The organism is Mangrovibacter plantisponsor (assembly GCF_003182475.1).
Taxonomy (GTDB): domain Bacteria; phylum Pseudomonadota; class Gammaproteobacteria; order Enterobacterales; family Enterobacteriaceae; genus Mangrovibacter; species Mangrovibacter plantisponsor.
Genome location: NZ_QGTS01000021.1, coordinates 44822 through 68015, shown reverse-complemented (window position 1 = coordinate 68015; position 23194 = coordinate 44822). Strand labels below are relative to the sequence as shown.

At 51.6% G+C, this 23194-nt stretch carries 22 protein-coding genes; 10 read left to right on the top strand and 12 right to left on the bottom strand.

Going from position 1 to position 23194, the window contains the following annotated elements; all coding sequences use genetic code 11:
• Window positions 1-211: 211 nt before the first annotated feature.
• Window positions 212-1246 (top strand): C45 family autoproteolytic acyltransferase/hydrolase, encoded by a 1035-nt coding sequence (locus DES37_RS23345; RefSeq protein WP_110028055.1) that lies wholly within the window; start codon window positions 212-214, stop codon window positions 1244-1246.
• 5 nt (window positions 1247-1251) lie between these two features.
• Here DES37_RS23345 and DES37_RS23340 read toward each other — a convergent pair whose 3' ends face one another.
• Window positions 1252-2448, bottom strand: a complete 1197-nt coding sequence (locus DES37_RS23340; RefSeq protein ID WP_110028054.1) for an MFS transporter — start codon at window positions 2446-2448, stop codon at window positions 1252-1254.
• A gap of 534 nt (window positions 2449-2982) precedes the next feature.
• Between DES37_RS23340 and DES37_RS23335 the strand changes: the two genes are divergently transcribed.
• Complete coding sequence (locus DES37_RS23335; RefSeq protein ID WP_110028053.1) at window positions 2983-5055, top strand: DUF4034 domain-containing protein; 2073 nt, start codon at window positions 2983-2985, stop codon at window positions 5053-5055.
• Between the two features lie 160 nt (window positions 5056-5215).
• Here DES37_RS23335 and DES37_RS23330 read toward each other — a convergent pair whose 3' ends face one another.
• Genes DES37_RS23330 through DES37_RS23315 form a run of 4 tightly spaced genes read right to left on the bottom strand, consistent with a single transcriptional unit; the run spans window position 5216 to window position 9114 of the window.
• Entirely contained in the window at window positions 5216-6052 is an 837-nt protein-coding gene (locus DES37_RS23330; protein ID WP_036110364.1) for an urea carboxylase-associated family protein, read from the bottom strand.
• A gap of 1 nt (window position 6053) precedes the next feature.
• Window positions 6054-6746, bottom strand: a complete 693-nt coding sequence (locus tag DES37_RS23325; protein ID WP_036110362.1) for a GntR family transcriptional regulator — start codon at window positions 6744-6746, stop codon at window positions 6054-6056.
• A gap of 10 nt (window positions 6747-6756) precedes the next feature.
• The gene (locus DES37_RS23320) at window positions 6757-8265 is read right to left on the bottom strand and encodes an amino acid ABC transporter permease/ATP-binding protein (RefSeq protein ID WP_036110359.1); all 1509 of its coding nucleotides are present in this window, start codon (window positions 8263-8265) and stop codon (window positions 6757-6759) included.
• Between the two features lie 27 nt (window positions 8266-8292).
• Window positions 8293-9114 (bottom strand): ABC transporter substrate-binding protein, encoded by an 822-nt coding sequence (locus tag DES37_RS23315; RefSeq protein ID WP_110028052.1) that lies wholly within the window; start codon window positions 9112-9114, stop codon window positions 8293-8295.
• 396 nt (window positions 9115-9510) lie between these two features.
• Here DES37_RS23315 and DES37_RS23310 point away from each other — a divergent pair, with 396 nt between their 5' ends.
• The 6 genes from DES37_RS23310 to DES37_RS23285 all read left to right on the top strand — a co-directional run bounded on the left by DES37_RS23310 (window position 9511) and on the right by DES37_RS23285 (window position 13196).
• Entirely contained in the window at window positions 9511-9891 is a 381-nt protein-coding gene (locus DES37_RS23310; protein WP_110028051.1) for a MerR family transcriptional regulator, read from the top strand.
• A 107-nt stretch (window positions 9892-9998) separates the two neighbouring features.
• Window positions 9999-10388 (top strand): carboxymuconolactone decarboxylase family protein, encoded by a 390-nt coding sequence (locus DES37_RS23305; protein ID WP_110028050.1) that lies wholly within the window; start codon window positions 9999-10001, stop codon window positions 10386-10388.
• A gap of 172 nt (window positions 10389-10560) precedes the next feature.
• Entirely contained in the window at window positions 10561-11178 is a 618-nt protein-coding gene (locus DES37_RS23300; protein WP_110028049.1) for a TetR/AcrR family transcriptional regulator, read from the top strand.
• A gap of 3 nt (window positions 11179-11181) precedes the next feature.
• Entirely contained in the window at window positions 11182-12354 is a 1173-nt protein-coding gene (locus tag DES37_RS23295) for a multidrug effflux MFS transporter (protein WP_110028048.1), read from the top strand.
• A 133-nt stretch (window positions 12355-12487) separates the two neighbouring features.
• On the top strand, window positions 12488-12874 hold the full coding sequence (locus tag DES37_RS23290) for a type II toxin-antitoxin system RelE/ParE family toxin (RefSeq protein ID WP_110028047.1): 387 nt from the start codon (window positions 12488-12490) through the stop codon (window positions 12872-12874).
• Window positions 12867-13196 (top strand): helix-turn-helix domain-containing protein, encoded by a 330-nt coding sequence (locus DES37_RS23285; protein WP_036110332.1) that lies wholly within the window; start codon window positions 12867-12869, stop codon window positions 13194-13196. The genes DES37_RS23290 and DES37_RS23285 overlap by 8 nt, the downstream gene beginning before the upstream one ends.
• 131 nt (window positions 13197-13327) lie before the next feature.
• On the opposite strand, the gene DES37_RS25550 is transcribed toward DES37_RS23285, so the two are convergent.
• On the bottom strand, window positions 13328-13735 hold the full coding sequence (locus DES37_RS25550) for a hypothetical protein (RefSeq protein WP_146211550.1): 408 nt from the start codon (window positions 13733-13735) through the stop codon (window positions 13328-13330).
• A gap of 506 nt (window positions 13736-14241) precedes the next feature.
• On the opposite strand from DES37_RS25550, the gene DES37_RS23275 reads away from it, so the two are divergent.
• A complete protein-coding gene (locus DES37_RS23275; protein WP_110028045.1) occupies window positions 14242-15915 on the top strand; it encodes a methyl-accepting chemotaxis protein in 1674 nt (557 codons plus the stop codon).
• A gap of 221 nt (window positions 15916-16136) precedes the next feature.
• On the opposite strand, the gene DES37_RS23270 is transcribed toward DES37_RS23275, so the two are convergent.
• From DES37_RS23270 to DES37_RS23250, 5 genes are read right to left on the bottom strand one after another with little or no spacing between them, the layout of a single operon-like run.
• Window positions 16137-17222, bottom strand: a complete 1086-nt coding sequence (locus DES37_RS23270) for an ABC transporter ATP-binding protein (RefSeq protein ID WP_110028044.1) — start codon at window positions 17220-17222, stop codon at window positions 16137-16139.
• Window positions 17209-18171, bottom strand: a complete 963-nt coding sequence (locus DES37_RS23265) for a carbohydrate kinase family protein (protein ID WP_110028043.1) — start codon at window positions 18169-18171, stop codon at window positions 17209-17211. The genes DES37_RS23270 and DES37_RS23265 overlap by 14 nt, the downstream gene beginning before the upstream one ends.
• Window positions 18172-18173: 2 nt before the next feature.
• Window positions 18174-19013: a carbohydrate ABC transporter permease gene (locus DES37_RS23260; protein ID WP_036110318.1), complete on the bottom strand. Its 840-nt coding sequence runs from the start codon at window positions 19011-19013 to the stop codon at window positions 18174-18176.
• The gene (locus DES37_RS23255) at window positions 19003-19911 is read right to left on the bottom strand and encodes a carbohydrate ABC transporter permease (protein ID WP_110028042.1); all 909 of its coding nucleotides are present in this window, start codon (window positions 19909-19911) and stop codon (window positions 19003-19005) included. The genes DES37_RS23260 and DES37_RS23255 overlap by 11 nt, the downstream gene beginning before the upstream one ends.
• A gap of 9 nt (window positions 19912-19920) precedes the next feature.
• On the bottom strand, window positions 19921-21120 hold the full coding sequence (locus tag DES37_RS23250; protein ID WP_425451736.1) for an extracellular solute-binding protein: 1200 nt from the start codon (window positions 21118-21120) through the stop codon (window positions 19921-19923).
• Window positions 21121-21430: 310 nt separating this feature from the next.
• Between DES37_RS23250 and DES37_RS23245 the strand changes: the two genes are divergently transcribed.
• Window positions 21431-22603: an ROK family transcriptional regulator gene (locus tag DES37_RS23245; protein WP_036110310.1), complete on the top strand. Its 1173-nt coding sequence runs from the start codon at window positions 21431-21433 to the stop codon at window positions 22601-22603.
• An 80-nt stretch (window positions 22604-22683) separates the two neighbouring features.
• Here the strand turns inward: DES37_RS23245 and DES37_RS23240 are convergent, their stop codons facing one another.
• Window positions 22684-23166, bottom strand: a complete 483-nt coding sequence (locus tag DES37_RS23240) for a cold-shock protein (RefSeq protein WP_110028040.1) — start codon at window positions 23164-23166, stop codon at window positions 22684-22686.
• Window positions 23167-23194 lie beyond the last annotated feature (28 nt).

Here is a 23194-nt window from a genome sequence, read left to right as displayed (position 1 = left end):
TGAATAATTCGTGTGGAAGTGGAATTAAGGCAGGTAAATTTTTGTTCTGGAGCAGAAAGTATCCATATGAAATCTAGCGATAATATTACCAGCCAGTGTTACTCTTTTCCGCACAACTTTTTCTACCACTCTGGTGGGTGGTGGTTCAAACCCGCGGCTTAATGCCTTTTTACAGCATGTATCTTAATTGAGTAAGTACGACGTTATCACCATGAAAACGCTAACCCTTCAAGGTTCACCTTTTGCGACCGGCCAGCAACTTGGCCAGTTTGGTTACACCGCCTGGCACCGCTTTGTGGTGAATACACCTTTGTGGCGTTCAGTCACTTCTCCTGTTCATGCGCCTGTGCTGGCGCAATTGCAGGCCGCAGTGCGCGAACAGTTTCCGGCAATCTGGCAGGAGCTGGAAGGCCTTGCAGCCGGGCTGGATGCACCGTTTGGCAGCGTATTCGCCTGGAATTGCCGTGGCGACCTGGTGCCCTCTACGTCAGATGGCTGTACTACTGTGGCGGGTTTTACTGCTCAGGGGGAACCCGTTATTGCCCACAATGAAGATGGCTACCCGCAGTTATTCAATGATTGCGCGTTAGTGACCATTCAACCTGATGACGGCGTTGCCTTTACCAGTTTTGCTTACCCGGGGTCAATTTGCGGGCATACATTCTCGGTGAATGCTCACGGTATTGTGAATACAGTTAATAACATTCGGGCACAACACCGGCCACCAGGGTTGCCGCGCCAGGTGCTGGCAAGAGCGGCGCTGAATGCCAGCACCCTGGATGAAGCGGTTGCTGTTTTGACGCAAACTGCACGGGCAGGGGCATTTCACCATACCCTCAGCCGGGCTGGTGAAAACCAGATATTGTCTGTCGAAGCCACCGGAAGCGGGTGTTCAGTACGGGAAATAACCCAGGTCGCCGGGCATGCCAATCACCTGGTTCACCCGGCACTGGCAAATATTGAACAGGTGGTTACTGGAAGCTCTGCATCGCGCCAGCAGCGCCTCGAACAATGGCGCTCAGGCTTACCAGAGAAAGCCCTGTCGCCAGATGAGGCGCTGGCGATTTTATCGGATACTCAGAGTGAGCCGCTACCCGTTTACCGCCAGGACCCGCAGGATCCTGACGACGAAAATACCCTGGCAACGGCGGTATTTACTCTCCAGCAGGGAAAAGTGGGCTGGCAGGTATACCGTGGCAACCGCAACAACCAGGAGAACCAGGGGGTTGTGTTAGTGCCAGAGTAACGGTTTTACGCTGTTGGTGTTTTGGGGCGTACCGGGGCGCGAATGCTAACCCATAACATCAACCCCCAACCGGCCATCACCATGATGGCCGCGCACAGGTATATGGACTGCATACCCCACAGGCCGCTTACCCACCCGGCAACCGGCCCGGTAATCCCCAGCGCCAGGTCGAGAAATGCAGAGAAAACACCCAGTGCTGACCCCTGATTTTGTTCTTCCACACGGTTAACCGCTTCGACACCCAGTGCCGGGAACACCAGCGAGAAACCAAAACCTGCCATAAATGCCCCTGCACCAGCAAGCCAGGCGTTAGGCGCAAGCCAGATAAGCAATAACCCCAGGCACTCCACGATAAAACACACCAGTGATACCCGTATGCCGCCAAACCGGATTATGGTGTTACTCAGAACCAGGCGGACACAGATAAACCCAATACTGAACAGCGAGAGTGTAAACGCCGCTCCCTGCCACTGGCGTTGAGCAAAGTAGAGCGTAATAAAAGTAGCGATAACCCCAAAACCAATGGTGCCTAAACCCAGCCCCATCCCAAACGGGAACACGCGGGCGACCACTTTGTGAAACGGTGCGCGTTTACCCGCAACCACTTTGACATCCGCTTTACCTCGGGCAAAAAACAGCCCAATGGCTGCGATAGCGATAATGAGTACAGAAAAACCGGCCAGCCCAAAATATTGGTTCAGAATAACACCGAGTGGCGCACCGGATGCCATGGCGACATAGGTTGCTACGCCATTCCAGGAAATCACCCGGGAAGTATGAATACTGCCCACGGTTTTAATGCCCCATAGCGTCGCGCCGGTGGCGGTAAAGCTTTCTCCCACGCCAAGAAACAGGCGGCCAACCAGTAACGCGGCAACGGCCAGTACAGGGGAGTGAGTGAGAAACGAGGCAATCAGTGTGGATAACCCGCTCAGTCCGCAACAGATAATCCCCAAGGACACTACTTTTTTGGGGCCCCAGGTATCGGTGTAACGCCCGGCATGGGGGCGGCTGAACAGAGTGGAAATGTACTGAATACTGATGACAATGCCTGCCAGCAGTGTGCTGTAGCCTAAATCATAATGTACAAAACTGGGTAAAACGGCCAGCGGCAGCCCTATAGAGAAGTAGCAAATGCAGGTAAAAACAACGATAGAAATAATGCGCAAATTCAGTTTGGCGCCAGTTAGTGGGGCGGACATGGCATATCCCGGACAACAGATTGGTATGACAAATGTAACTGATCGCGCTGTTTACTTACCAGTAGAGATTGGTACTTTCGTCACTGATTTCTGCTCAAAAAAATGTAAGAGAGCTTTTCACTCTTGTCAGACCGCGGTTGTAACATCAAAAAAGAGTATTCAATAAGTGCGATTGTCACAATATAAATAGTTTCCCTGGTTAACTACTGTTTGGAAAGGCGTTTTCGGCGGGAGTTATAAAGTTATACATATCGGGTCATGTTAATTTGAAACGATATTTTGATAATATAATCAACTGAAGTTGATGAACTTTTGTTATTATTGTAAATATATATATTGTAGGATAATTCTTAATTGTCTGTTAGGTTAATTTTAGTTATTTCAACTGGTTAGCTGTAAACCAACTAAACCTGGTAAATTGACTTAAATCAACGCTTACGCCAGGATTCGGCTAATTTATGTTTATCTTTGCCGGTTACAGAGGAACTCCTCTGCGACTGGCTGATTTTGTTTGAGAATTAATGGGGCGTGTGGATGTATTCATCTCTGGATGAATTATATGAATTGCAGCACCACCTGCATTGCTTGCTAAAAGAAAAAAACTACCGGGCACTTAGCCTGTTTTTCCACTCTGTGCGGCAGGCTCAATATACCCAGTTGCCTGCGGGCAGGCTGGCATTGATAAGTTCGCTGGCTTTTTTGTTTCCACAAAATCAGCTTGCTCGTGACGATGTGCATGCTCAGTTGCTGGCATGGCACTTTGCCTGCCCGGAAGATGCCACTCCCTGCTTATTGCTGGCAGAGAGTTGGTTTGCTATTGCCAGTGAAACACTTCGGACTGGTGCATCAGTTGCCCCTGGCGGGCAGCCTGTACCCCGCGTGGTGGTTGCAAATACCGCGGGTTTTTCATGGGCAGTACAGGCAATAGCCTCCGGCAGTTATTGCCCCACAGTCTTTATGCTGCTGATGAATGCAGCGGGCTACCTGGGTACGCCCGCCGGAGCAAAAAATGGCTTATGGCCAGTGACGTTCCCGGCACATCAGTTTGGTGAAGACGCACTGGCTTTTGCCCGGCAGTACGGTGCATTGCCGCTTGATAAAGGGCCAGTCTCGCTGTCATTGCGGTTGCCTACTTACTCAGAAACACGTTTCCCGGCACTGTATTGGTTTAACCGTACAATGGAGTGCGACCCGGCAAATATCGCCGCTCGTGAACAGTGGGTACGGTTATTATCTCCTCTGCATTATGGAGACGCGCGTTACCAGGCAGTGAACCATTTTCTCAGTAGCGAGCATTGCCAGAACCTGGCGCTGCCGGTGCGTAACCAACTGTGGCGCGCGAAGATATATGACAAGATAAATAACCCGGTGTTGTGGCCTTTGCCGGGGAAAACGTACCGTATTCGCCGCCTGGATGCGCGTTTTCGTCAGTTGCTGTCTCTTCCTTTACATCCTGAAGCTCAGGCCAGTGGTTATTTGGCTTATGCCCGGTTTTGCGAACATTTTTTGTTTAACCGGTACGGGCGAGAGTGGCGGTTAACGTCCTGGTTTACCGGGCAGATTTATCAGTGCGTGGCAGCACTTGCTGCCATAGACGCTCCGGCTTTTTGGTTAACCTACAGTGACCACGTTTTCTCGCTTCTGGCGCTTGTGTTGGGCAATGCAACCGCACCACAGCCGGACAGGCAACAAGTGCTGGCAAAACTGGTTGCTCTGACCCGCGCCCGGGGAAGCTCTGTGCTGGATGCTTTGCTGGCATTACTGGCGGCGACGCCAGAGGGCATTTGTGGACTGAAACAGGCGTTATCTGCCAGCCAGTTACTGGCGCTGCAGGCCAGAATTCAGCACGCGAATGCGGCAGCGTTGTGGCAGGCCTGTAATAACCTTGCCGCACTGGGGTATGGCAAGGCTCTGGGAAGAATACTTCTGCTTGCCGCACAGCAGGGTGGGCGCCAGGCTGCACTGTTTCTGGCCGATGCGCAGTCGGGTGCGAATCCGCGGGCTCTGTCTGCCATGGCTATGCAGGAGAATGAATTACAGGCCCAACATGTTTTTACTAAGGCCGGTGAACAGGGGGATGCACACGCCTGGTTTTTACATAGCCGTTTACTGGAAAGGCAGCTCTTGCGGGAGTCCCGGCCTCTGGAAGTAACACGCCTCGCAGAGGCGAGGGAAACGTTGTTATACCAGTCTCAGCAAGCCGGGCATGCACTTGCCCGCTATGATCTTGCCTGCACACTGGCACTGTCTGATTTCCCGGAAAAAGTCCAGCAAGGCCTGGAGCAACTCTGCCCGGCAATTTTGCTGTCGGGGAATATCAGTGGCGATTACCGGGCTTATATCGCCTATCTATTTGCTTTCTGTGCGTTGCATGGCCGTGGAATGGCAAAGAATTTGTGGCTGGTTGATTTCTGGATACAACGCGCCTGGTTGTGGAGCCTGTCGCCACGTTATCTGCAGTTTCGCGATGATGTCGTTTCCCGTTACCCGTTGTATGTGTTGTACCGGCGGCGGGTGAAAAAGCACCAGTTGAGTGTCCCTGAGTGGCAGAAACGGCTTATCCGGCAACTGGGTTTTGATACAGGCTGCGTGGAGGTACTGGCATGATTATTCTCGTTGGTTTTGTGGCCGTGGTGGCGGTGCGTTACGCCTGGCGCTGGAGAAGGGTAACGGGGCGGGATACCCCTTTGCCCCGAAAACTGTGAGTGTGGAAAAAAGCGTTATTCCTCTTCCCTGAAAATAACGCAACCACACAACACAAACTCAGTTACCAATTTACTGCATTCAACTTCATGCCGTGGTTCCCTTTGTAGTCTGGCGACTTAGGTGATTCCCAACCAGCTAACAGTGCCGGGTCCGGCTGGTAAATTTCAATACCTAAAGGGCGGCACACTTTCAGGGTGTCTTCGGCTTCATCTCCCCACATTGGCAGCGAGAGATCGCCACCCGGGCAGGTAGAAATAGCGCACAACAAATCGATTTCGGCGAAGAACTCCAGATAGTCACCTTTGCGCGCCGGGCAGGCTTTCATAAAGTATTTATCTTCATCGTTAAGCCCGGTGCACTGGAACACATTCATAACGTCATGCACGTCAAATTCAGTTAGCCCCCAGGGTTGAATTGCCCGGGTCAGGTTGGAGTGGCAGTGAAAATCAAAATCTTCACCTGTCAGCAGCTTGTTGACATAAGGATCACAACGGGTGCCCAGCAGATCATGGACACGCCCGCCGTGTTCATCCACACCATAATCAGCCAGTGAATCAGCCGTGATCGTAGCAACAGGGCGCATAAACGGCAGTGTGGACCACAGCCGGTCAAAGGTGGACAAATGGGCACGCTGTAACTGGCGGGTACGTGATACCCACATTCTTTCCCGTGGGTTATGCAGGTTCCACATGTTCAGGTCGCCCACTTGCGGGCCTTGTGGGGTGGTTATGCGAAAAATATGGCCAGCCGGAACCTCCCAGGCATAACCGGTACGAATCGGCACCAGGTGTTGGGAAACCTGAGTCCGTTTGCCATCAGCCAGAGCCTGGTAAAAGTCACGATCAACATCCAGGGCTGAGCCCTTGGTGCTCTGGTATGCAGCAGGATAAGAAGACATATTAAACTCCGTTCATTCGCGTGGTAAACGCAGACATAATCTGTTGTTCAGATTGTTCAAGATAAGCAGTGAGCGACTGGCAGGCTTCTTCATTACGTTGTGCTTTCAGCAGGCCAAAAATAGCCTGGTCGCGTTCAAGCCAGGGGCGCTGGAAGTTACCTTCGTGCTCCCCACTGGCAAACAACAGACGTAACTGAGCAAGCAATACGCTGAAAAACTCATTGAACCGGGCGCAGCCGAGCATGTGGACGATGCGCTGGTGAAAGCGCAGGCTGTGTGTCCCGAAAGTGCGCCAGTCGTTGTTGTTGGCGGCGGTTACTGCAAGGTCGAGTTGCCCGGCCATTTTATGCAGGTGAAATTCACTGATAGTGGACGAAGACTGTATTGCCAGCACTTCCAGGTAGCGGCGCGCTTTATAAATGTCCCGCACATCTCGCTGGGTTAACTGGCGAACAAATACGCCACGGTTATGCTGATAATCCATCAGCCCTTCACCATGCAAAAACCGCAAGGCTTCGCGCAGAGTATTGCGCGAGGTATCGCACAGGGCCGCCAGTTCGTTTTCCGCCAGCGCCTGTCCGGCCTGCAGATTGCCGTTAATAATGTTTTCCCTTAACAGCACCGCAATGCGCTGGAAAGCGGGCAGTGTGTCTGCAGACATTTCTTCGGGTAATTCGATTTTCAAACTGAGCATCTTTGCGGCCTCAGGCAGTTGCCATATCCTGAATGAAACGGTTAATGCGATGTTCTCGCATCTGCAGGATAGCACTGGGTGCGGCATCCACTTCAATATTGCCGTGCTCCATAAACACCACCCGGTCGGAAATGGTGAACGCAAACTTCATTTCATGAGTCACTATCAGCATGGTGATGCCTTCCTGGGCCAGTCGGGCGATAACATCCAGCACTTCGCTGACGCGTTCAGGGTCAAGGGCCGATGTGGGTTCATCAAACAGAACCACACTGGGGCGCATCACCAGCGTGCGGGCAATGGCGACACGTTGTTGCTGGCCACCAGATAACTGATGCGGGTATTTGTTGGCGTGTTCGAGCATGCCCACTTTGTCCAGCATGGCGAGGCAGCGTTGTTTTAAGCTTTCCCGCTGTTCTTCAAAGTGCAGGTGTGGAGCCAGCATCAGGTTTTCCAGCACCGTTTTATGGGGGAACAGGTTAAAGCCCTGAAAGACCATGCCGAGTTTGGTGATGTTACTGCGCCAGGCGAGCGCATTTTCAGCCTGGCCGGCCTCAATAAAGTCGTTGCCCAGCAGCCGTACAGTGCCGCCATCCAGCGTTTCCAGGCCATTAATGGTGCGGATAAGCGTGGTTTTCCCGGAGCCGGATGGCCCGATGATGGAGATAATTTCCCCCGGGCGTACGGCCAGGTTAATGCCGTTGAGTACGGTTTTCCCATTGAACGCTTTGTGGATATCGCTCAGTTCCAGAATGGGTTTGGCTGAAGGGCTCACACTGCGCCGGGTGCCAGGAACCAGCGCGGGTAAGGTGGCACGCACTTGTTCAGCGTCAATCATTGCGGGCTGGCGGCGCTGAATATCCAGGCTTTTTTCCAGCCAGGAAAACAAGCGCTCAAACAAGGTGACTATCAACACGTAGTAACAGGCAACAGCCAGTAATGTCTCCATCACCTTGAAGTTTTCGGTATATAACCGCTCACCGACCATCAGTATTTCGGAAAGTGAAATGACCGAGACCAGGGACGTCATTTTTACAATGGTAATAAACTCGTTCACAAGCGTTGGCAGAGAGATACGCAGGGCCTGGGGAATGATAATTTTGAGGCGAATTTGCCCATTACCCAGCCCCAGTGCTTTGCCCGCCTCATATTGCCCGCGCTGTACGGAAATTAACCCGCCCCGATGAATTTCAGCAATATATGCCGTTTCACTTAAAATAAGCGCAATAGCTCCCGCGATAAACGGGCTGCTCAGCAACGCACCACTTGCCGGGATCATCTGTGGCAGGTTAAAGATAAAAATCAGTAACACCAGCAAAGGCAGGCTACGGAACAGCCAGATATAGACTGCGGCAGCCTGGCTAACCCAGCGGCGGGGAGACTGGCGGGCAAAGGCCAGACCCAGCCCCAGAACTACTCCGCCAACCCAGGTCAGCAAACTTAATTGCACAACCAGCCAACTGGCATGCCAGAAATCGGCAAAGGTGAATAAACTGAACAGATAATGCCAGTCAAACTGCATAATGCTCTCTCCCGAACCGGTAAGTAGTTACAGCGTGCCAGCCAGCGCTTTGTTGATCTCTTCGGCACTGGGCATTTGTACGTTGTATTTCTTCAGTAACGTTGCGTATTCGCCATTTTTCACCACATCCCCAAATGCTTTTTGCAACTGGTCGCGCAGAGCTGTGTTGTTTTTGTTTACGGCCAGGCCAACTACTACCGGGTACAACACGCTGTCAGAACTGATAACCAGGCGGTTACCGGTTTTTTCAACCGTCGCTTTGGCGACAGCGGCATCTTCGTACTGAACGTCAATGGCGCCAGAAAGCAGAGCCTGAGTTGTTTCGGGTGAGGAAGGAAATTCCTTCACATCGATAGCGCCGAGCCCTTTCACCTGGCAATAATCCGCGGAAACTTTTTGCAATTTAGGGATCCATGCACCGCCTTTAATGGATCCGACTTTTTTCCCGCAGAGATCCTGCGGCTGTTTGGGCTGCCATGTACTGCCCTGTTTCACCATCAGTGAGCCACCCGTTTTCATGTAGGGGATAAAATCCACCTGCTGTGCTCGTTCGGGGGTGACATATAGCGTTGATGCAATGACATCAAATTTTTGGCTTTTCAGGCCCATTATCAGGCTGGCGAAACGGGTGTCTTTAACCTTAGGTTTCAGATGCATATCGTTGCCGATCAACTGCATAAACTCAGCATCAAAACCGGCAGGCTGGTTGTTGTTCATAAAGTTATAAGGTGGGTAAGTTAAGTCGGAACCGATAGTAAGGTTGCCCGGCTGTAACGTGCCGTTCGCCAGAGCTGGCAATGACGCCAGAATGGTTGTGGCACTGCCCAGTAATGCGATGACTTTTTTCATGTCGAACCCCTGATGATATTGTTCAACAATGATTAAGCATTAAACGTGCCAATTTTAATTTAGATGTAAATATACAGCGTTGCAGCAGGCATGGGGAAAACGGGCTGGATCAAAACGGGGCTTATGTTTGCGGATGGTGCGTTAAATGCACCAGAGCAGGGCGAAAAGTACGCTGGAATGCCAACCGATGAAAAATGAACACAAGTGCCCACTGGTCGTGGATACAGGGCAATGACAACCGTTTTCTTCGGTGATAACTGAATAAGATATGGCGATATTTTAATTGCCGGGCTGTTGGTCTGTAATAAAGAATAAACACATAACCCCCACTAATATTAGCCCCTGCGAATAAGAGCTCTCTTATTGTGCGGGTAACAGTAAGGTTCAGGAGAACTGATGAAAATTGCCCGTTTTGCCGAACGTACTCAGTTAAGCCCATACACCCTGCGTTATTACGAAACCTTAGGGTTGCTGCGTATTGCACGCGATACCAGTGGGCACCGGCAGTTTAAGGAGAAAGATATTGAATGGGTCAAATTCATTACCCGCCTGAAAGAGACCGGTATGCCTCTGGCACAAATTTGCGCCTATGCCATGTTACGGGAAAAAGGCGCCGCAACGCTTTTGCAACGGCGGCAAATGCTGGCGGAACACCAGGCGGTATTGCAGGCGCATATTGCTCAGGCTCAGGCGCATCTGCAGGCACTGGACAGCAAAATTGCTTTTTATGATGAGGCATTGCGGGAACAAGTGGCGCATCAGAGTGATCCGGCGTGATTACCTTTGGGTAACATTGGCCTGTTTGTGGTTGGTAATATCCCCTTGACTTAGAGTGTGCTCTAACTTTTAGCCTGTTACCTGAACTGACTAACCGGAGGTAACACATGCAACAGTCACGCTATGAAAGAGGGTTAACAAAGCTTGCTGAGATTGATGGCGAAGCAGGCGAAAATGTGGTCAATGGGCTGGCGGATATCTGCCCTGATCTTGGCCGCTATATTGTGGAATTTGGCTTTGGTGATATTTATTCCCGCCCGCAACTTAATCTTAAATCACGGGAAATCGCAACGGTTGCGGCGCTGACTGCGATGGGCCACTGCGAGCCTCAACTGGCGGTGCATATTCAGGGAGCACTGAATGTGGGTTGCAGCCGTGAAGAGATTACAGAAGTGATGCTACAAATGGCGCTGTACGCAGGGTTCCCTGCGGTGCTGAAAGCAGTTTCCGTCGCGCGTGGCGTATTTGCACAGGCAGACCGTGTAGCTCATGGGTAACCGTAACAATGCGCCAAATTTCTGGCGCATTTCCCTGCCTGCTGCCAGCGGTGTTTCTCATTGGCACAAATTGCTTACCACTGTTTCTTGAATCTTTTCGTGGTTTAAACGAGAATGAACGTTCTCATCTGTGGGTTGTGATCCTCTCAACTCCTGCAATCACGGGAAATTTATGACTACGGACCGCATAAGCCGCCAGGACGCCAGGCGCAACGCGATTATTCAGGCCGCCCGGGCATGCTTTCGGGATAAAGGGCTGCATGGCACTTCTATGGCGGATATTGCACGGGAAGCACAGCTTGGGCCGGGCCAAATCTACCGCTGTTTTCAGAATAAAGACGCCATTGTGGAAGCCATTATCAAGGTGATTATTAGTGCCAGGGTGGAACATATGCTGGCCGTTAATCATGATTTAGTGCGCAAGGCAGATGAGTTTACCCGGAGCCTGGCCGGTATTGCCGCATTTGACAGCCGCGATGATGCATTGCTGCTGGAAATCAGTGCTGAAGCAACCCGTAACCCACGCATTGCTCAACTGGTGGTTGAGGCTGACCTGAATTTATTTGAACAAGGGTGCGCCATGCTGAAAGCGCGCTACCCGCATCTGGATACTATTCAGGTTAACGCGCTGAGTGAAGTGATGGCGGTGCTCACTGAAGGCACACTGCTGCGTCGCCATGTTCGCCCGCACCGGCCAATTGATGCGCAATGTTTGCAAAGTAATTACCTTGCCATATTGCACACCCTGTTTCCGGATACTCAGAGCAATAATACCAGGAAAAAGGACTAAACCATGTCAATACAACAACGCACGCTGTATGCCCTGATACTAGGGATGCTGGCCGCGTTGGGGCCACTGTGCACCGATTTTTATCTACCTGCGTTGCCGGATATTACGGCCCATTTACAGGTATCCACTTCTGCGACGCAACTGACCCTCACCGCATCTCTGGTTGGCCTGGGGTTGGGGCAACTGGTTTTCGGCCCGTTAAGTGACCGAATGGGGCGCAAAGTACCACTGCTGGCTTCTCTGGTTATTTTTATTCTGGCTTCAATTGGCTGCGCGGTAGCAACCAGTATGTCTGGTTTAATGGCGGCGCGTTTTATCCAGGGGCTGGCCGGGGCTGGTGGCGCGGTGTTATCCCGGGCCATTGCGCGTGACTGTTACGCCGGGCCAGAGCTGACGCAGTTTTTTGCCTTACTGATGGCAATTAACGGTGTGGCACCAATAGCCGCACCGGTATTAGGTGGGTTGCAACTGGCGCTGACTGGCTGGCAGGGGCTGTTTATTACTCTGGCGCTGGTGGGGATTGTGATGCTGGTTGTTGTGTCCACCAAATTAGCCGAAAGTTACCCACCACAACGGCGGCAAAAACAGCAAAGTAATATGGCGGCATCATTTATTGCAGTGATGCGGGACCAGCGCTTCATGGGGTTGTGCCTGGTGCAGGGGTTTATGCTGGCCGGGTTATTTGCTTACATTGGTGCCTCATCTTATGTTTTTCAGTCTCACTGGCAACTGACGCCACAGCAGTATAGCTACCTGTTTGCTTTGAATGGTGCCGGGCTTATTGTGTTTTCCCTTGGCACAGTGAAACTCTCGGCCCGTTGGGGAGAAAAGCCGGTTCTGGTTGGCGCTCTGGTTCTGTCGGTCATTGCTGCGGTGGTACTGTTGCTGTGCGGTGTAGTAAGGGCACCCCTGGCTGCGGTTGTTCCTGTATTGTTCATCGCCGTATCCATAAACAGTGCCGTTTGTACCCTGGCCGGAGCCATGGCGATGCAAGCGCAAGGTCAACATTCAGGCACTGCATCTGCTTTTTTAGGTACCTTAATGTTTATGATGGGTGGCGTGAGCGCACCTTTAACCGGTATTGGCGGCACGTCTTTTATCTCTATGGGGGTAGTGCTGGGCGGGAGCTATTTGTTAGCGCTTCTGAGTTATGTACTGATAGCCCGCAAAGCATAAAGGCGAATCTGTGCAACGTGCCGGGTGTTTTTACCGGGTAAAACAAACCCACATTGTTATAACCTATAATCCTTAGTATTATAGCTTGCGTAGTCTGGAGAGGGATACCCTGACAACACGCAAGGAATCCGCCATGGAGATTTATGTTTTAAAGGTGTTCGATAAGAACACCAGAGGTGGCAGCATTAGTGATGCAGATTTATGTAGTGCAGCAAATGAAATTATGAAAGGCCTTTTTGAAGGTGACCTGGGCGGTGGGATTATCAAAAAACGTATCCCTCTGCCAGGAAAGGGGAAAAGTTATGGAGCCCGTGCAATTATTGCCTTTCAAACCGGGCGGAATTTCTTCTTTATTAATGGTTACCTGAAGTCGAATATCAGTAACAGAGGTAAAGAGATTCCTGATGATGCCCTTAAAGGCTATCGTAAATTCGCTGCTGATCTTCAGAATATGACGCAAGAACAAATTGCGGCACAGATTAAAAATAGCACGATGAGAGAGGTTAAATGTAATGGTTGACCATCTGAAAGATTTGCAGGAAATGGCTCACGATATGCTTCCTCATGGTGGGATTTCTGAAGACACTGTCGGTTACATTGATTCGCGTGTGAGATTACGTGAATTCCGCGAACGTTTACCTGTGATTACTGAAATGAATGGTGATGCAATTCGTACGCTGCGTAGCCGCTACCACCTGAGCCAGGCAATGCTGGCTGAACTTGTGAATATGTCTGTTGTGACTGTCTCCAAATGGGAACGTGGTGAAAAAAAACCGAATGGGGCAGCGTTACGTGTCCTTAATGTTCTTTCTGTAAAAGGGCCGGGTGTTTTTACCGGGTAATGTGGCCTGCCGTCAGTTGCAATTGTGGCGGGTTTTACCGTTCCAGCGTACGAACAACAATGTAATGCATTAAACAAGAAGGAAACCCTCAGGGTTTCCTTCTGTGCATTCAGAAACGGATAAGTGCCAACTTAGCGTGGTTGTACTGGCAGTTTGTTATCACCGTTACTGTTCTGTCCCGGTTTCGTATTCTGCCCGCCATTCTGGCCGGGTTTCATATTGTGACTACCAGTCTGCCCCGGTTTCATATTTTGTCCGCCATTCTGGCCGGGTTTGCCTTGCGAACCCTTGTGGTTGTCTTTGTGATTGCTGTTGTGATTACCGTTATGGTTGCTCTGGTGCTGGTCTTTATGAGAACCATTATTCTGGTTATGGCCTTTTTTGTGCAGCATCTGTTGGTTGTTTTGCTCTTGCTGCGGTTGTGGCGCTGCCTGAGCAATGGGAGCAGCGGCAAAGGCCAGTAAAGCAGAAAGTGCGACTAATTTGTTCATGTCATCCTCAGACTGGTATTCAATGGTCTCCCGGTAGCGGGATTTCATCGGGTTCTTCGTTACGTGAGGCAGGGTTTTTCTCTGCCTCGTTATTAACTGAGGTATATAAGGGACAATTGTGAACAAAGTATGGAGCTGTTTTTAATTCAGATTGTTCTCGGTGGTAATGTAAAGATATGTTAGTGGGAATGAAATGTGTTTTATTCTCAGTTAGCCCTGCTTAATTAATGAATAAATCATACTTTTGTTGGATTGTTTTAATTATTAAAAATTATTCCTTTTGGCTGAATATTTTTTTATTAGTGATAATTTTATTAACATTTTTGTTTTTGTGCTTTTAATAAATGCAGTTAAAACAGTGTGTTAATTGATATTCTTTCTGTGCTTTCAGTGTGAGTGAAGTGATAAAAATATTAATTAAAAATGTAATTGTGCCGATATTACATGCAGGTGTTGCGCACCAGACACGGAATTGATGCAACGGCATCAGGTTGTGTTCCTGTTTCTCATCTCAGCACTCGTTTTGTTATCAGTTCAATACTTCCGGGGGTTATATGCACTTTATTCGCAACCTTAAAATTAAGGTTATGATGTTATCTATCCTTATCCTGTTCACTCTGCTGTGGAGTGGCGTGTCTTTTTTCTCTCTGCATGCTTTGGGCAGCCTGAAAGAAGAAGTCGCGCTCACCAATGTTCAGCAGGTGAATGGCGATATCATTAATGGTGCCAGTGCGCGTTACTACCAGGTTAAACTGGCTATGGACCGTGCAATGGTTGCACAAAAAAATGGGGATACAGCCAGTTACCAGCAGTTAGTGGATGGGATTGGTAAAGACATCGATTTCCTGCAGGGTGGGCTTAATCAGTTCAAAGTGACAGACCATGCCAATATCAGCAGCACGTCGATTGATAATATTTACAACAGCTCACTGAGACTGTTTAACCAGGCAATTAAACCGATGTTCGACACGGTGAAAGCAAATAACCTGGAAGCATTTACTCAACTGACAAGTGATAAATATAACCCGTTACGCACCAATTTCACCGACGCCATTCTCGCCTATAACCAGGAAATTCAGGATCTTAAAACGGCAGCCAATGGCCGTATTAATAATTGGGTTTCTGTGGCGCGTACCACCATTATTATCACCATGGTTATTGGTCTGGTGATCCTGGTGCTGAGTGAACGTTACTTATCCGTGTTCCTTGGCCGCCCACTGGAGTGGGTAAAACAACATTTGCAGGTGTTATCACAAGGCCATCTGGATAAATCCACACAGCCACTGGGTAATAACGAAGTGGGCCAGTTAATTCCTTTTCTGGAAACCATGCAGCAAAACTGGGTGAAAACCGTTTCACAAATTCGTGGCAGTGCCAGCGAGATTTACCACGGCTCCAGTGAAATTGCCGCAGGTAACGTTGATTTGTCGTCACGTACGGAAGAGCAGGCAGCAGCACTGACTGAAACGGCAGCCAGCATGGAACAGTTGAGCGCCGTAGTAAAACAGAACGCCGATAACGCAGCACAGGCCAGTACGCTGGCACAAACAGCATCCAAAGCGGCGAATGAAGGCGGTGAAGTGGTGCAGGGTGTTATCAGTAGTATGAAAAATATCACCAGCAGCTCGCAGAAAATCGCCGATATCATCAACGTTATCGACAGTATTGCATTCCAGACCAACATTCTGGCGCTTAACGCAGCGGTTGAAGCTGCTCGTGCTGGTGAACAAGGGCGCGGGTTTGCGGTAGTAGCCAGTGAAGTACGTAACCTGGCTCAGCGCAGTGCGGGTGCGGCAAAAGAGATCAAAACCCTGATTGATGAATCAGTCAGCAATGTTAACACCGGTTATGAGCAGGTCTCCCTGGCAAACACCACGATGGATAACATCCTGAAATCTGTCTCCAGTGTAACCAGCATTATGTCGGAGATTGCATCAGCATCTGTGGAACAGAGCAAAGGTATTTCCCAGGTGGGAAGCGCGATTTCTCAGATGGATACCGTAACGCAGCAGAACGCGTCGTTGGTGGAAGAGTCTTCCGGTACTTCGGCATCCCTGGAAGAGCAGGCTCACCGGTTGACTGAAATTGTTTCGGTGTTCCGCCTGCCGGGTGATGCGAGTGGTAATCAGGCGAAACCAGCAGCGCGTAAAGGACTGTCTTCGGCGAAAAAAGGCCAACTGGCGCTGGCGGGTGGTGGTCACAAAGAGAATGACTGGGAGTCGTTCTGAGTTTATTGCTACATGACTATATTAAACGGGGGCTTCAGGCCCCCGTTGAGTCTGATGACAAACCTCATGTTCGCACAGAACGAGAGGATGTCACCCAATAAAAAAACAGGAAAATCAAGTCATTGATTTTCGCCTGCTAACTAAAAAGAAGGAAAAACCACGCTTTTTCCTTCTTTTTCATCAATCTGAACGGGGGCTTCAGGCCCCCGTTACTACTCACATTATTCTCCTTGAACCAGCCGTTCTCCGCTTGCTTTATCAAACAAATGCAGTTTGTCGCTTTTCGCCACTAACGCCAGCGTTTGCCCGGGCCCGGTTTCAGGCCGCCCCGTTACCTGAACGTGAATGGCAAACCCTTGCCAGTCCAGATGCAGCAATGTGGATTCCCCGGTGACTTCCATAATATTCACCTGAGCGCTGCTGCCTTGTGGCGCGATAACAATATCTTGTGGGCGTAGCCCGGCGATGACCGGTTGGTCGCCCTGTATGCGTGCGGCTTCGTGCCAGTGAGCAGGCAGCGGTATCCAGAGTTCACCACACTGCACGCCTGGCTCGCCCGGGCGAAGCTGAATAGTGCCTTCCAGCAGGTTCATTGGCGGTGAACCAATAAAGCGGGCCACAAAAGTGTTGCGTGGCTGGTCGTAGATAGTTAACGGGCTGCCTTGCTGAACAATGACACCGTCACGCATCACCACAATTTGGTCGGCCAGTGTCATGGCCTCAACCTGATCGTGGGTGACATAAATCATGGTGGTTTTAAAACGCTGATGGAGGGATTTTATTTCCGCACGCAGTTCCATACGTAGCTGGGCATCGAGGTTGGACAGTGGCTCGTCGAACAAAAATACCTGAGGGTTACGCACCATAGCGCGGCCCATCGCCACACGCTGGCGCTGCCCGCCGGACAAGGCCCGTGGGTAGCGGCTGAGCAATTTATCAATACCCAGCATGGTGGCTATTTGGGTGATTTTGCTCTTTTGCGTGGTTTTATCCACCTTTTTAACCTGCATATGAAAAGCAAGGTTTTCAGCGACAGTCAGGTGGGGATAGAGCGCGTAGCTTTGAAACACCATAGCGATATCCCGGTCGGCCGGGTCAAGGTCGTTAATCTGTTTTTGGTTCATTAAAATCGCCCCGTCAGAGGCGCTTTCCAGACCCGCGAGCAGCCGCAGCAGGGTGGATTTACCACATCCGGAAGGGCCTACCAGCACGGTGAAGCTGCCATCAGGAATGGTCAGGTCCAGTGGGTGCAAAACAGTTTGCTTCCCGTAACGCTTGGCAACTTTTACCAGTTCAACCCCGGCCATGTGACATCTCCTCTATATGGTGTTGTAACGCCTGCCAGTCAGGGTAACTGCGTGGTGAACTACTGATGGCATGGGCGGCAACGGCATTTCCCCAGTACAACGCTTCTTCGGGGGGCTGTGCCTGGCAAAGTGCGGCCAGAAAACCGGCATTAAAACTGTCTCCGGCGCCAATGGTGTCAATAACGCAGACTGGCTGGCACGGAGCGTGCTGTTTGTGCTGTGTGGTCCATAACCGGGCGCCATCCGGGCCGCATTTCGCCACACATCCCCCCCGGCCGTTGAGTTGCCGGGCAAGTTCCGCTCCGGCGTCATCCAGGTTTTCCAGCCCGCTCAGCCCCAGGGTCTCCACCTCGTTGAGCAATAACCAGTCGCAGTCGGGTAACCAGGTATATACGCCAGCGCGCAATGCTGGTGTCCAGCCGGAGGGCGGCCAGCCGGTATCCACCGCGATGCGGTAACCGCGCTTGCGCAGCGCGGGCAGCAGGGTGGAGTACTGGCTGAACAGTGTGCTGCATAAAAAAGTGCCGCACAGCAGGACAATATCCCCGGGGATGGCTTGTTCCGGCAGTTGTTGCAGAATGTCGTCGGCGCTGAGACGGGTAATATGGCCGTAATTGCTGAGAAAAGACCGTTCTTTGTCCGGGTGTGTTACGCCCACGGTGAAAGACGTTTCGCAGGCATAACGCGGCCACCCGGCAGCGCTTTGTGGAAAGTACCCGGCGAGCCACGGCGTGAAGGCATCATTGCCCTGGCAGGAAATAGCCCGGTGGGGAATCTCCATTGCGGCGAGAGCCAGTGCACAGTTCCCGGCTGAACCACCAGGGCGCAGCGCGCTGTGCTCCAGCATGGCTTCTGTGCCAGGTAAGGGCCACTGCGCCAGGGTGCCCATAATAATATCGACATTGATATTGCCCGCGACATACAGCACAGGCGTGGTTAAATTGTGCATAGTTATCCTTTACTTCCACCGCTGGCAAGCCCGCCAACCAGCGTTTTTTGCAGCCAGATAGCAATAAACAGGGGCGGAACGGATGCCAGAATGCCGACTGCCGCTATCAGGCCATCATCGGTTGCGCGCCCGGCGGTAAAACCGGCAATCGTTACGGGCAGTGTTTGTGCGGCGATATTGCTGGTAAACAGCAGTGAGTAGAAAAATTCATCCCAGGCCAGTAGCCAGCCAAACAGTGCTGAAGCACCCAGCATCGGTTTCGCCAGTGGCAGTGTGATGCGCAACAGAACCTGCCAAAACCGCAAACCATCAAGCCGGGCCGCCTGTTCAATATCGCGGGGCAGGGTATCGAACTGGTTTTTGAGCATCCAGGTGAGAAAGGGCAGGATCAGCGAGCAATAAACCAGAACCAGGCCCGTGCGGGTATTCAGCAGCCCGAGTTGTTCAAGAATAAAATAGAGCGGCAGTACAAAGGCAACGGGAGGCACCATGTAAATGCCCAGCCCGGCATACAACCACCCATCACGGCCTGGGTAGCGGGAAAAGCTGAATGCGGCCGGAACCGCAAGCACCAGCGACACCAGTGTGGCGCCACAGGCAACCAGAATGCTGTTTAACAGCGCGTGCAAAAAGAGTGCTCCCGGCTTACCAGGCTCCAGTGAAACCAGGCTTGCATAGCGGCTGAAATCCCACTGGCGTGGTAACCATTCAAGCGGGATACGGGTGAGGTCGGCGGTAGAGCTGACACTCATTAAAAATAGCCACGCCATCGGGCCCAGAATAGACAATGCCACGACCAGGGCTGCCAGGTAACGCAGAATAGTGCGAATTTTACGCTTCATGGGCAGTACTCCGACGGCGTTGGCGCAACAGCATCAGCAGGTAAATGGCAATCAATACAGCACACATCAGCGCCATCAGAATGGCGTAAGCCGCGCCGCTGCCTGCCCGCATATAGCTGAACGACTCCTGGTAAACGAAAAAGCTCAGGGTTTTGGTGCTGTCCATCGGGCCACCACGCGTCATAACGTAGATGATGTCGAAAACTTTGAAGGCATCAATGGTGCGCAGAACCAAAGCCACGCCCAGCGGGGCGACAATGGCCGGAAAGGTGATGGCGCGAAAACGCCGCCACGCACTGGCGCCATCAAGCCTTGCGGCTTCGTACAGGTCTTCCGGTATGGATTGCAGCGCCGCGAGCACCAGCAATGTCACCAGTGGGTAGTTTTTCCAGATATCGGCAAACATCACACTGTTCAGTGCGGCGTCGGTTGAGCCAAGCCAGGAACGATAACTGTCCAGAATACCCAGTTGAGTGAGCAGGGCATTGATGCTGCCGTAATCCGGGTTAAAGTTCAGCCGCCACATCATGGCATTAACAATGGTGGGAAGCGCCCATGGCAGGATCACCAACACCCGTAGAATGTTGCGCCCGACGAACTTTTGGTTAAGCAGTAGTGCGACTAATACGCCCAGTACGCCCTCAATCGCCACAGAAACAATGGTGAAGTAGAGCGTACGGCCAAATGCATCCCGGAAATCCGGGTCAGTCAGGGCGTATAAGTAGTTATCCAGCCCAATATAGTTTGGGCTGGTCCCGGTGCTGATAAGCGCTGCATCGGTAAAACTTAACCACAGGGTACGCAGCAACGGCCAGGCTGTCAGCAACAGCATCATGATAACCATGGGTGCTAACAGCACCCATGCCTGACGGTGTTCGCGTTGTTGCAAATTCAGCATCACGCTTCCTTAACGCAGTCGTGCCGCGCTTTTATCTACAGCTTTCATGGCGTCTTGTGGTGTGGCTTTGCCTTGTAATACCGCCTGGAGGTGTTGCTGCAGGGTATTAGACAGGCGTGAATAGTCTGCTGTTTCCGGGCGGGAAAGCATGACATTCAACGAAGTATTCGCGGCTTTAATCAGGCTCTCCTGGCCCTGGGCGACCGCCGGGTCGGTATAAGATGCTTTCCAGATGGGCAGGCTCAGTTTGGCGTATTTAGCCTGTACCGGTTGTGAAGTGATATAGCTGATAAACTGCCATGCCTGTTCCGGATGCTGGCTACCCTGAGTGATACCTAAGCCCATCGAGCCATTTACCGCACCGGCTTTGCCTGGCGCATCGCCCGGGGCTGGCATAATCGCGACATCACCCGCCACTTTGCTCTGTTTCGGGTCATTGGCCATGTTGTACATGTAGGTCCAGTTCAGGGCGAAGGCGGCATCACCATTAGAGAAGGCTTTACGCACATCTTCTTCAAGGTATTCACGTGAAGCCGGGTTAGTCAGGCCTTCATCCAGCGAGCTTTTCATCAGTTTCAGCGCAGCGAGCGAGGCCGGGGAACTGAAATCCAGTTTGTCGTTGTGATAGAAGCTGCCGCCAAAACCTGATACCAGCGTGGTGTAATCGCACACCAGAGCCTCAGATTGCGACCAGCTCCAGACCAGCGGGTATTTCACAATGCCTTTATCTTTAATGATTTTGGCATCGTCCATCACCTGCTGCCAGGTGGCTGGCGGCTGGGTTATCCCGGCTTTACTGAGCATGGCTTTGTTGTAGTAGAGATATTTGGTATCCAGAATCCACGGCATGCCCAGCGTTTTCCCTTTATAAACCACGGTGTTCATGGCACCCGGGAAAATCTTTTCACGTTCAGCGTCGGGAATGCGTGCACTGACATCCTGCAGCAGGTTAAAGCGGGTAAACTCAGCCGGCCAGATAGCATCAAACAGCACTACATCGTAGCCGTTGGTGCCTGCGCCCCGGGCTGCGACGATTTTGTCATGCAGCGCTTCATAAGGCACAAACTCCAGGTTGACGTGAATGTCCGGGTGCTGTTTTTGGAAATCACTGGTCATGGCACGAATATCGTTTTCGCTGTAGGCCGCCTGGGTCATAAACAAGGCGTTGATTTGTGTGGCGGCCGTGGCGCTGGTACAAACTGCCAGCATTGCCAGCAGGCTGAGACGCAAGCGGTGTGTATTGTGGTGACGCATGGTGTTCTCCCCCAGCCCTGTTCCCCGGGTGGCTTTTTTTGCTGTGTGCAACCGGGTGACAAGGCGTAAAACCGTTTATGATTTATTAAATCAATTTGATTGATTTAATCAGGATGACAAAAAGGTCCGGCTGACTTCGCCTTCACTGATTAAGCTTTAAGCAAACTTTATGCCAGCCAGTGAACAGGGCACAAAGCTTGCTTAACCGTTGCTATCCGCCAGGGGGCAGAAGATACTGCCCGCAGGGGCACCAGGAAAGGAACAGATGAAAACCTCAGGAACCAACCTTGAACACGCGCGCGCACACAACCGGCGAGTGGTTATTGAAACTATTCGGCTGCACGGTGAGCTGACTCGGGCAGAGCTGGCGCGGCTTACCGCGCTGACACCGCAAACCGTGTCAAACATTGTGGCGGAACTACAACAGGCAGAAATTTTACTCAGCCATGCGCCACGCAAAGTGACCGGGCGTGGTCAACCAGCGGTTCCGGTCAGCCTGAACCCGGCCAGCGCCTGGTCAGTTGGGATCCATCTGGATCACCAGACTTTAATTATTGTGCTGGTGGACCTGGCCGGTGAAGTTCATTTTCGCCGCCTTATTATGGTGCAAAAGCCCCAGCCCGATGCCACATTTGCGCGCATTATGGCGGTTATTGATGAGATAAAAGCGTTACCGGAGCTGGACTGGCAAAAAGTGCTGGGTGCCGGGGTGGTAATGCCCGGGCCATTTGGTGTGGAAGGGATTTCTTCTGCCGGGCCGACAACATTGAATGGCTGGCAGCACGTTGATGTTGCCGCCACGCTCTCTGAACTGACTGGCCTGCCTGTGACGCTGGAGAATGATGCCACGGTTGCGGCAATCGGTGAGCGTTTTCATGGCGTGGCCCGCCAGCTCAGTTCATTTATCTACTTGTATATTGGTACTGGCCTGGGAGCCGGTATTTTTACTGATGGCCATATTTACTCGGGCCATGCGCATAATGCGGGGGAAGTAGGGCACATAGTGGTTCAGCCCGGTGGTAAGGCCTGTTATTGCGGGAACCATGGCTGCCTTGAGCGTTATGTCTCTTTACAAGCAGCGTATGAATTTTGCGGCCTTGACCCTTACCAGGCGCTGCCCGATGACTTGCTGGCTGTAGATGGCGCGCTGTTTGACCGCTGGGTAGAGACAGCGCTGCCACCTCTGCGCCAGGCGATTAATATGCTGGAGTGTATTTTTGATGCGCAGACCGTGGTAGTGGGCGGCATGATGCCAGCGCTATTGCTGGAGAAAGTGCTGGCGCGCCTGCCACCGTTTTACCAGTCGGTACGCGGGCGCTACCTGGATGGCATGCGGGTGAAAATGGGGATGTCGGGCATGGACACCGCAGCACTTGGGGCGGCAGCCCTGCCAATTTTTGACGAGTTTAACCCACAATTTCAGGTGCTGATGAAGTAGCTGCAGGCAGGTTCAGGCACGTGGGGAGAACGCCAGGGAAGAAGCCATGGGCAGGTGTTTCTGCCCCGGCACTGAACGTGTCAGACTTTGAGCATTTTCACTGTTGCATCAATGTCTATTTCATCTTCGGTGAAGATTAACGTGGTCCCCTGGAAAGTGGTGATCGCCAGTTTTTTCACTGAGCGCATCTCACCAGTTTTTTGTGCCGATTTCGGCCTGATGCTGTTCATCAGTATGCCGACAGACAACACTGCGTTTTCTTTATCAATCCGGGTGTCGGCAGGCTCTTCTTCACTGTAAACCAGGTAAGACTTAATCGACGTGAGTTTCACGCGCTCACCGGCGATATACAGGTGTTTGCTTTCTGGTGCCACTTTCACCGCAAAGGCTGATAACCCTTTGTTATTGGTGCCTGGCTCAAAGGTTACCGCCGCATCTTTCTTAATCAGTTCAGGGTTGGAAACCTTGATGACATGAAAATAGCGGTTATCGCCGTTTTCATCTTTGATAAACCCAAAACCTTTGTCCTGGAACCAGGTTGTGATTGTTCCTTTCATGGTCATTACCGCTTACTTACTCGTTATTCACTCA

Coding starts and splice junctions, on each gene's coding strand:
- DES37_RS23345 (WP_110028055.1), top strand. CDS start 212: ATGAAAACGCTAACCCTTCAAGGTTCACCTTTTGCGACCGGCCAGCAA.
- DES37_RS23340 (WP_110028054.1), bottom strand. CDS start 2,448: ATGTCCGCCCCACTAACTGGCGCCAAACTGAATTTGCGCATTATTTCT.
- DES37_RS23335 (WP_110028053.1), top strand. CDS start 2,983: ATGTATTCATCTCTGGATGAATTATATGAATTGCAGCACCACCTGCAT.
- DES37_RS23330 (WP_036110364.1), bottom strand. CDS start 6,052: ATGTCTTCTTATCCTGCTGCATACCAGAGCACCAAGGGCTCAGCCCTG.
- DES37_RS23325 (WP_036110362.1), bottom strand. CDS start 6,746: ATGCTCAGTTTGAAAATCGAATTACCCGAAGAAATGTCTGCAGACACA.
- DES37_RS23320 (WP_036110359.1), bottom strand. CDS start 8,265: ATGCAGTTTGACTGGCATTATCTGTTCAGTTTATTCACCTTTGCCGAT.
- DES37_RS23315 (WP_110028052.1), bottom strand. CDS start 9,114: ATGAAAAAAGTCATCGCATTACTGGGCAGTGCCACAACCATTCTGGCG.
- DES37_RS23310 (WP_110028051.1), top strand. CDS start 9,511: ATGAAAATTGCCCGTTTTGCCGAACGTACTCAGTTAAGCCCATACACC.
- DES37_RS23305 (WP_110028050.1), top strand. CDS start 9,999: ATGCAACAGTCACGCTATGAAAGAGGGTTAACAAAGCTTGCTGAGATT.
- DES37_RS23300 (WP_110028049.1), top strand. CDS start 10,561: ATGACTACGGACCGCATAAGCCGCCAGGACGCCAGGCGCAACGCGATT.
- DES37_RS23295 (WP_110028048.1), top strand. CDS start 11,182: ATGTCAATACAACAACGCACGCTGTATGCCCTGATACTAGGGATGCTG.
- DES37_RS23290 (WP_110028047.1), top strand. CDS start 12,488: ATGGAGATTTATGTTTTAAAGGTGTTCGATAAGAACACCAGAGGTGGC.
- DES37_RS23285 (WP_036110332.1), top strand. CDS start 12,867: ATGGTTGACCATCTGAAAGATTTGCAGGAAATGGCTCACGATATGCTT.
- DES37_RS25550 (WP_146211550.1), bottom strand. CDS start 13,735: ATGAAATCCCGCTACCGGGAGACCATTGAATACCAGTCTGAGGATGAC.
- DES37_RS23275 (WP_110028045.1), top strand. CDS start 14,242: ATGCACTTTATTCGCAACCTTAAAATTAAGGTTATGATGTTATCTATC.
- DES37_RS23270 (WP_110028044.1), bottom strand. CDS start 17,222: ATGGCCGGGGTTGAACTGGTAAAAGTTGCCAAGCGTTACGGGAAGCAA.
- DES37_RS23265 (WP_110028043.1), bottom strand. CDS start 18,171: ATGCACAATTTAACCACGCCTGTGCTGTATGTCGCGGGCAATATCAAT.
- DES37_RS23260 (WP_036110318.1), bottom strand. CDS start 19,013: ATGAAGCGTAAAATTCGCACTATTCTGCGTTACCTGGCAGCCCTGGTC.
- DES37_RS23255 (WP_110028042.1), bottom strand. CDS start 19,911: ATGCTGAATTTGCAACAACGCGAACACCGTCAGGCATGGGTGCTGTTA.
- DES37_RS23250 (WP_425451736.1), bottom strand. CDS start 21,120: ATGCTGGCAGTTTGTACCAGCGCCACGGCCGCCACACAAATCAACGCC.
- DES37_RS23245 (WP_036110310.1), top strand. CDS start 21,431: ATGAAAACCTCAGGAACCAACCTTGAACACGCGCGCGCACACAACCGG.
- DES37_RS23240 (WP_110028040.1), bottom strand. CDS start 23,166: ATGACCATGAAAGGAACAATCACAACCTGGTTCCAGGACAAAGGTTTT.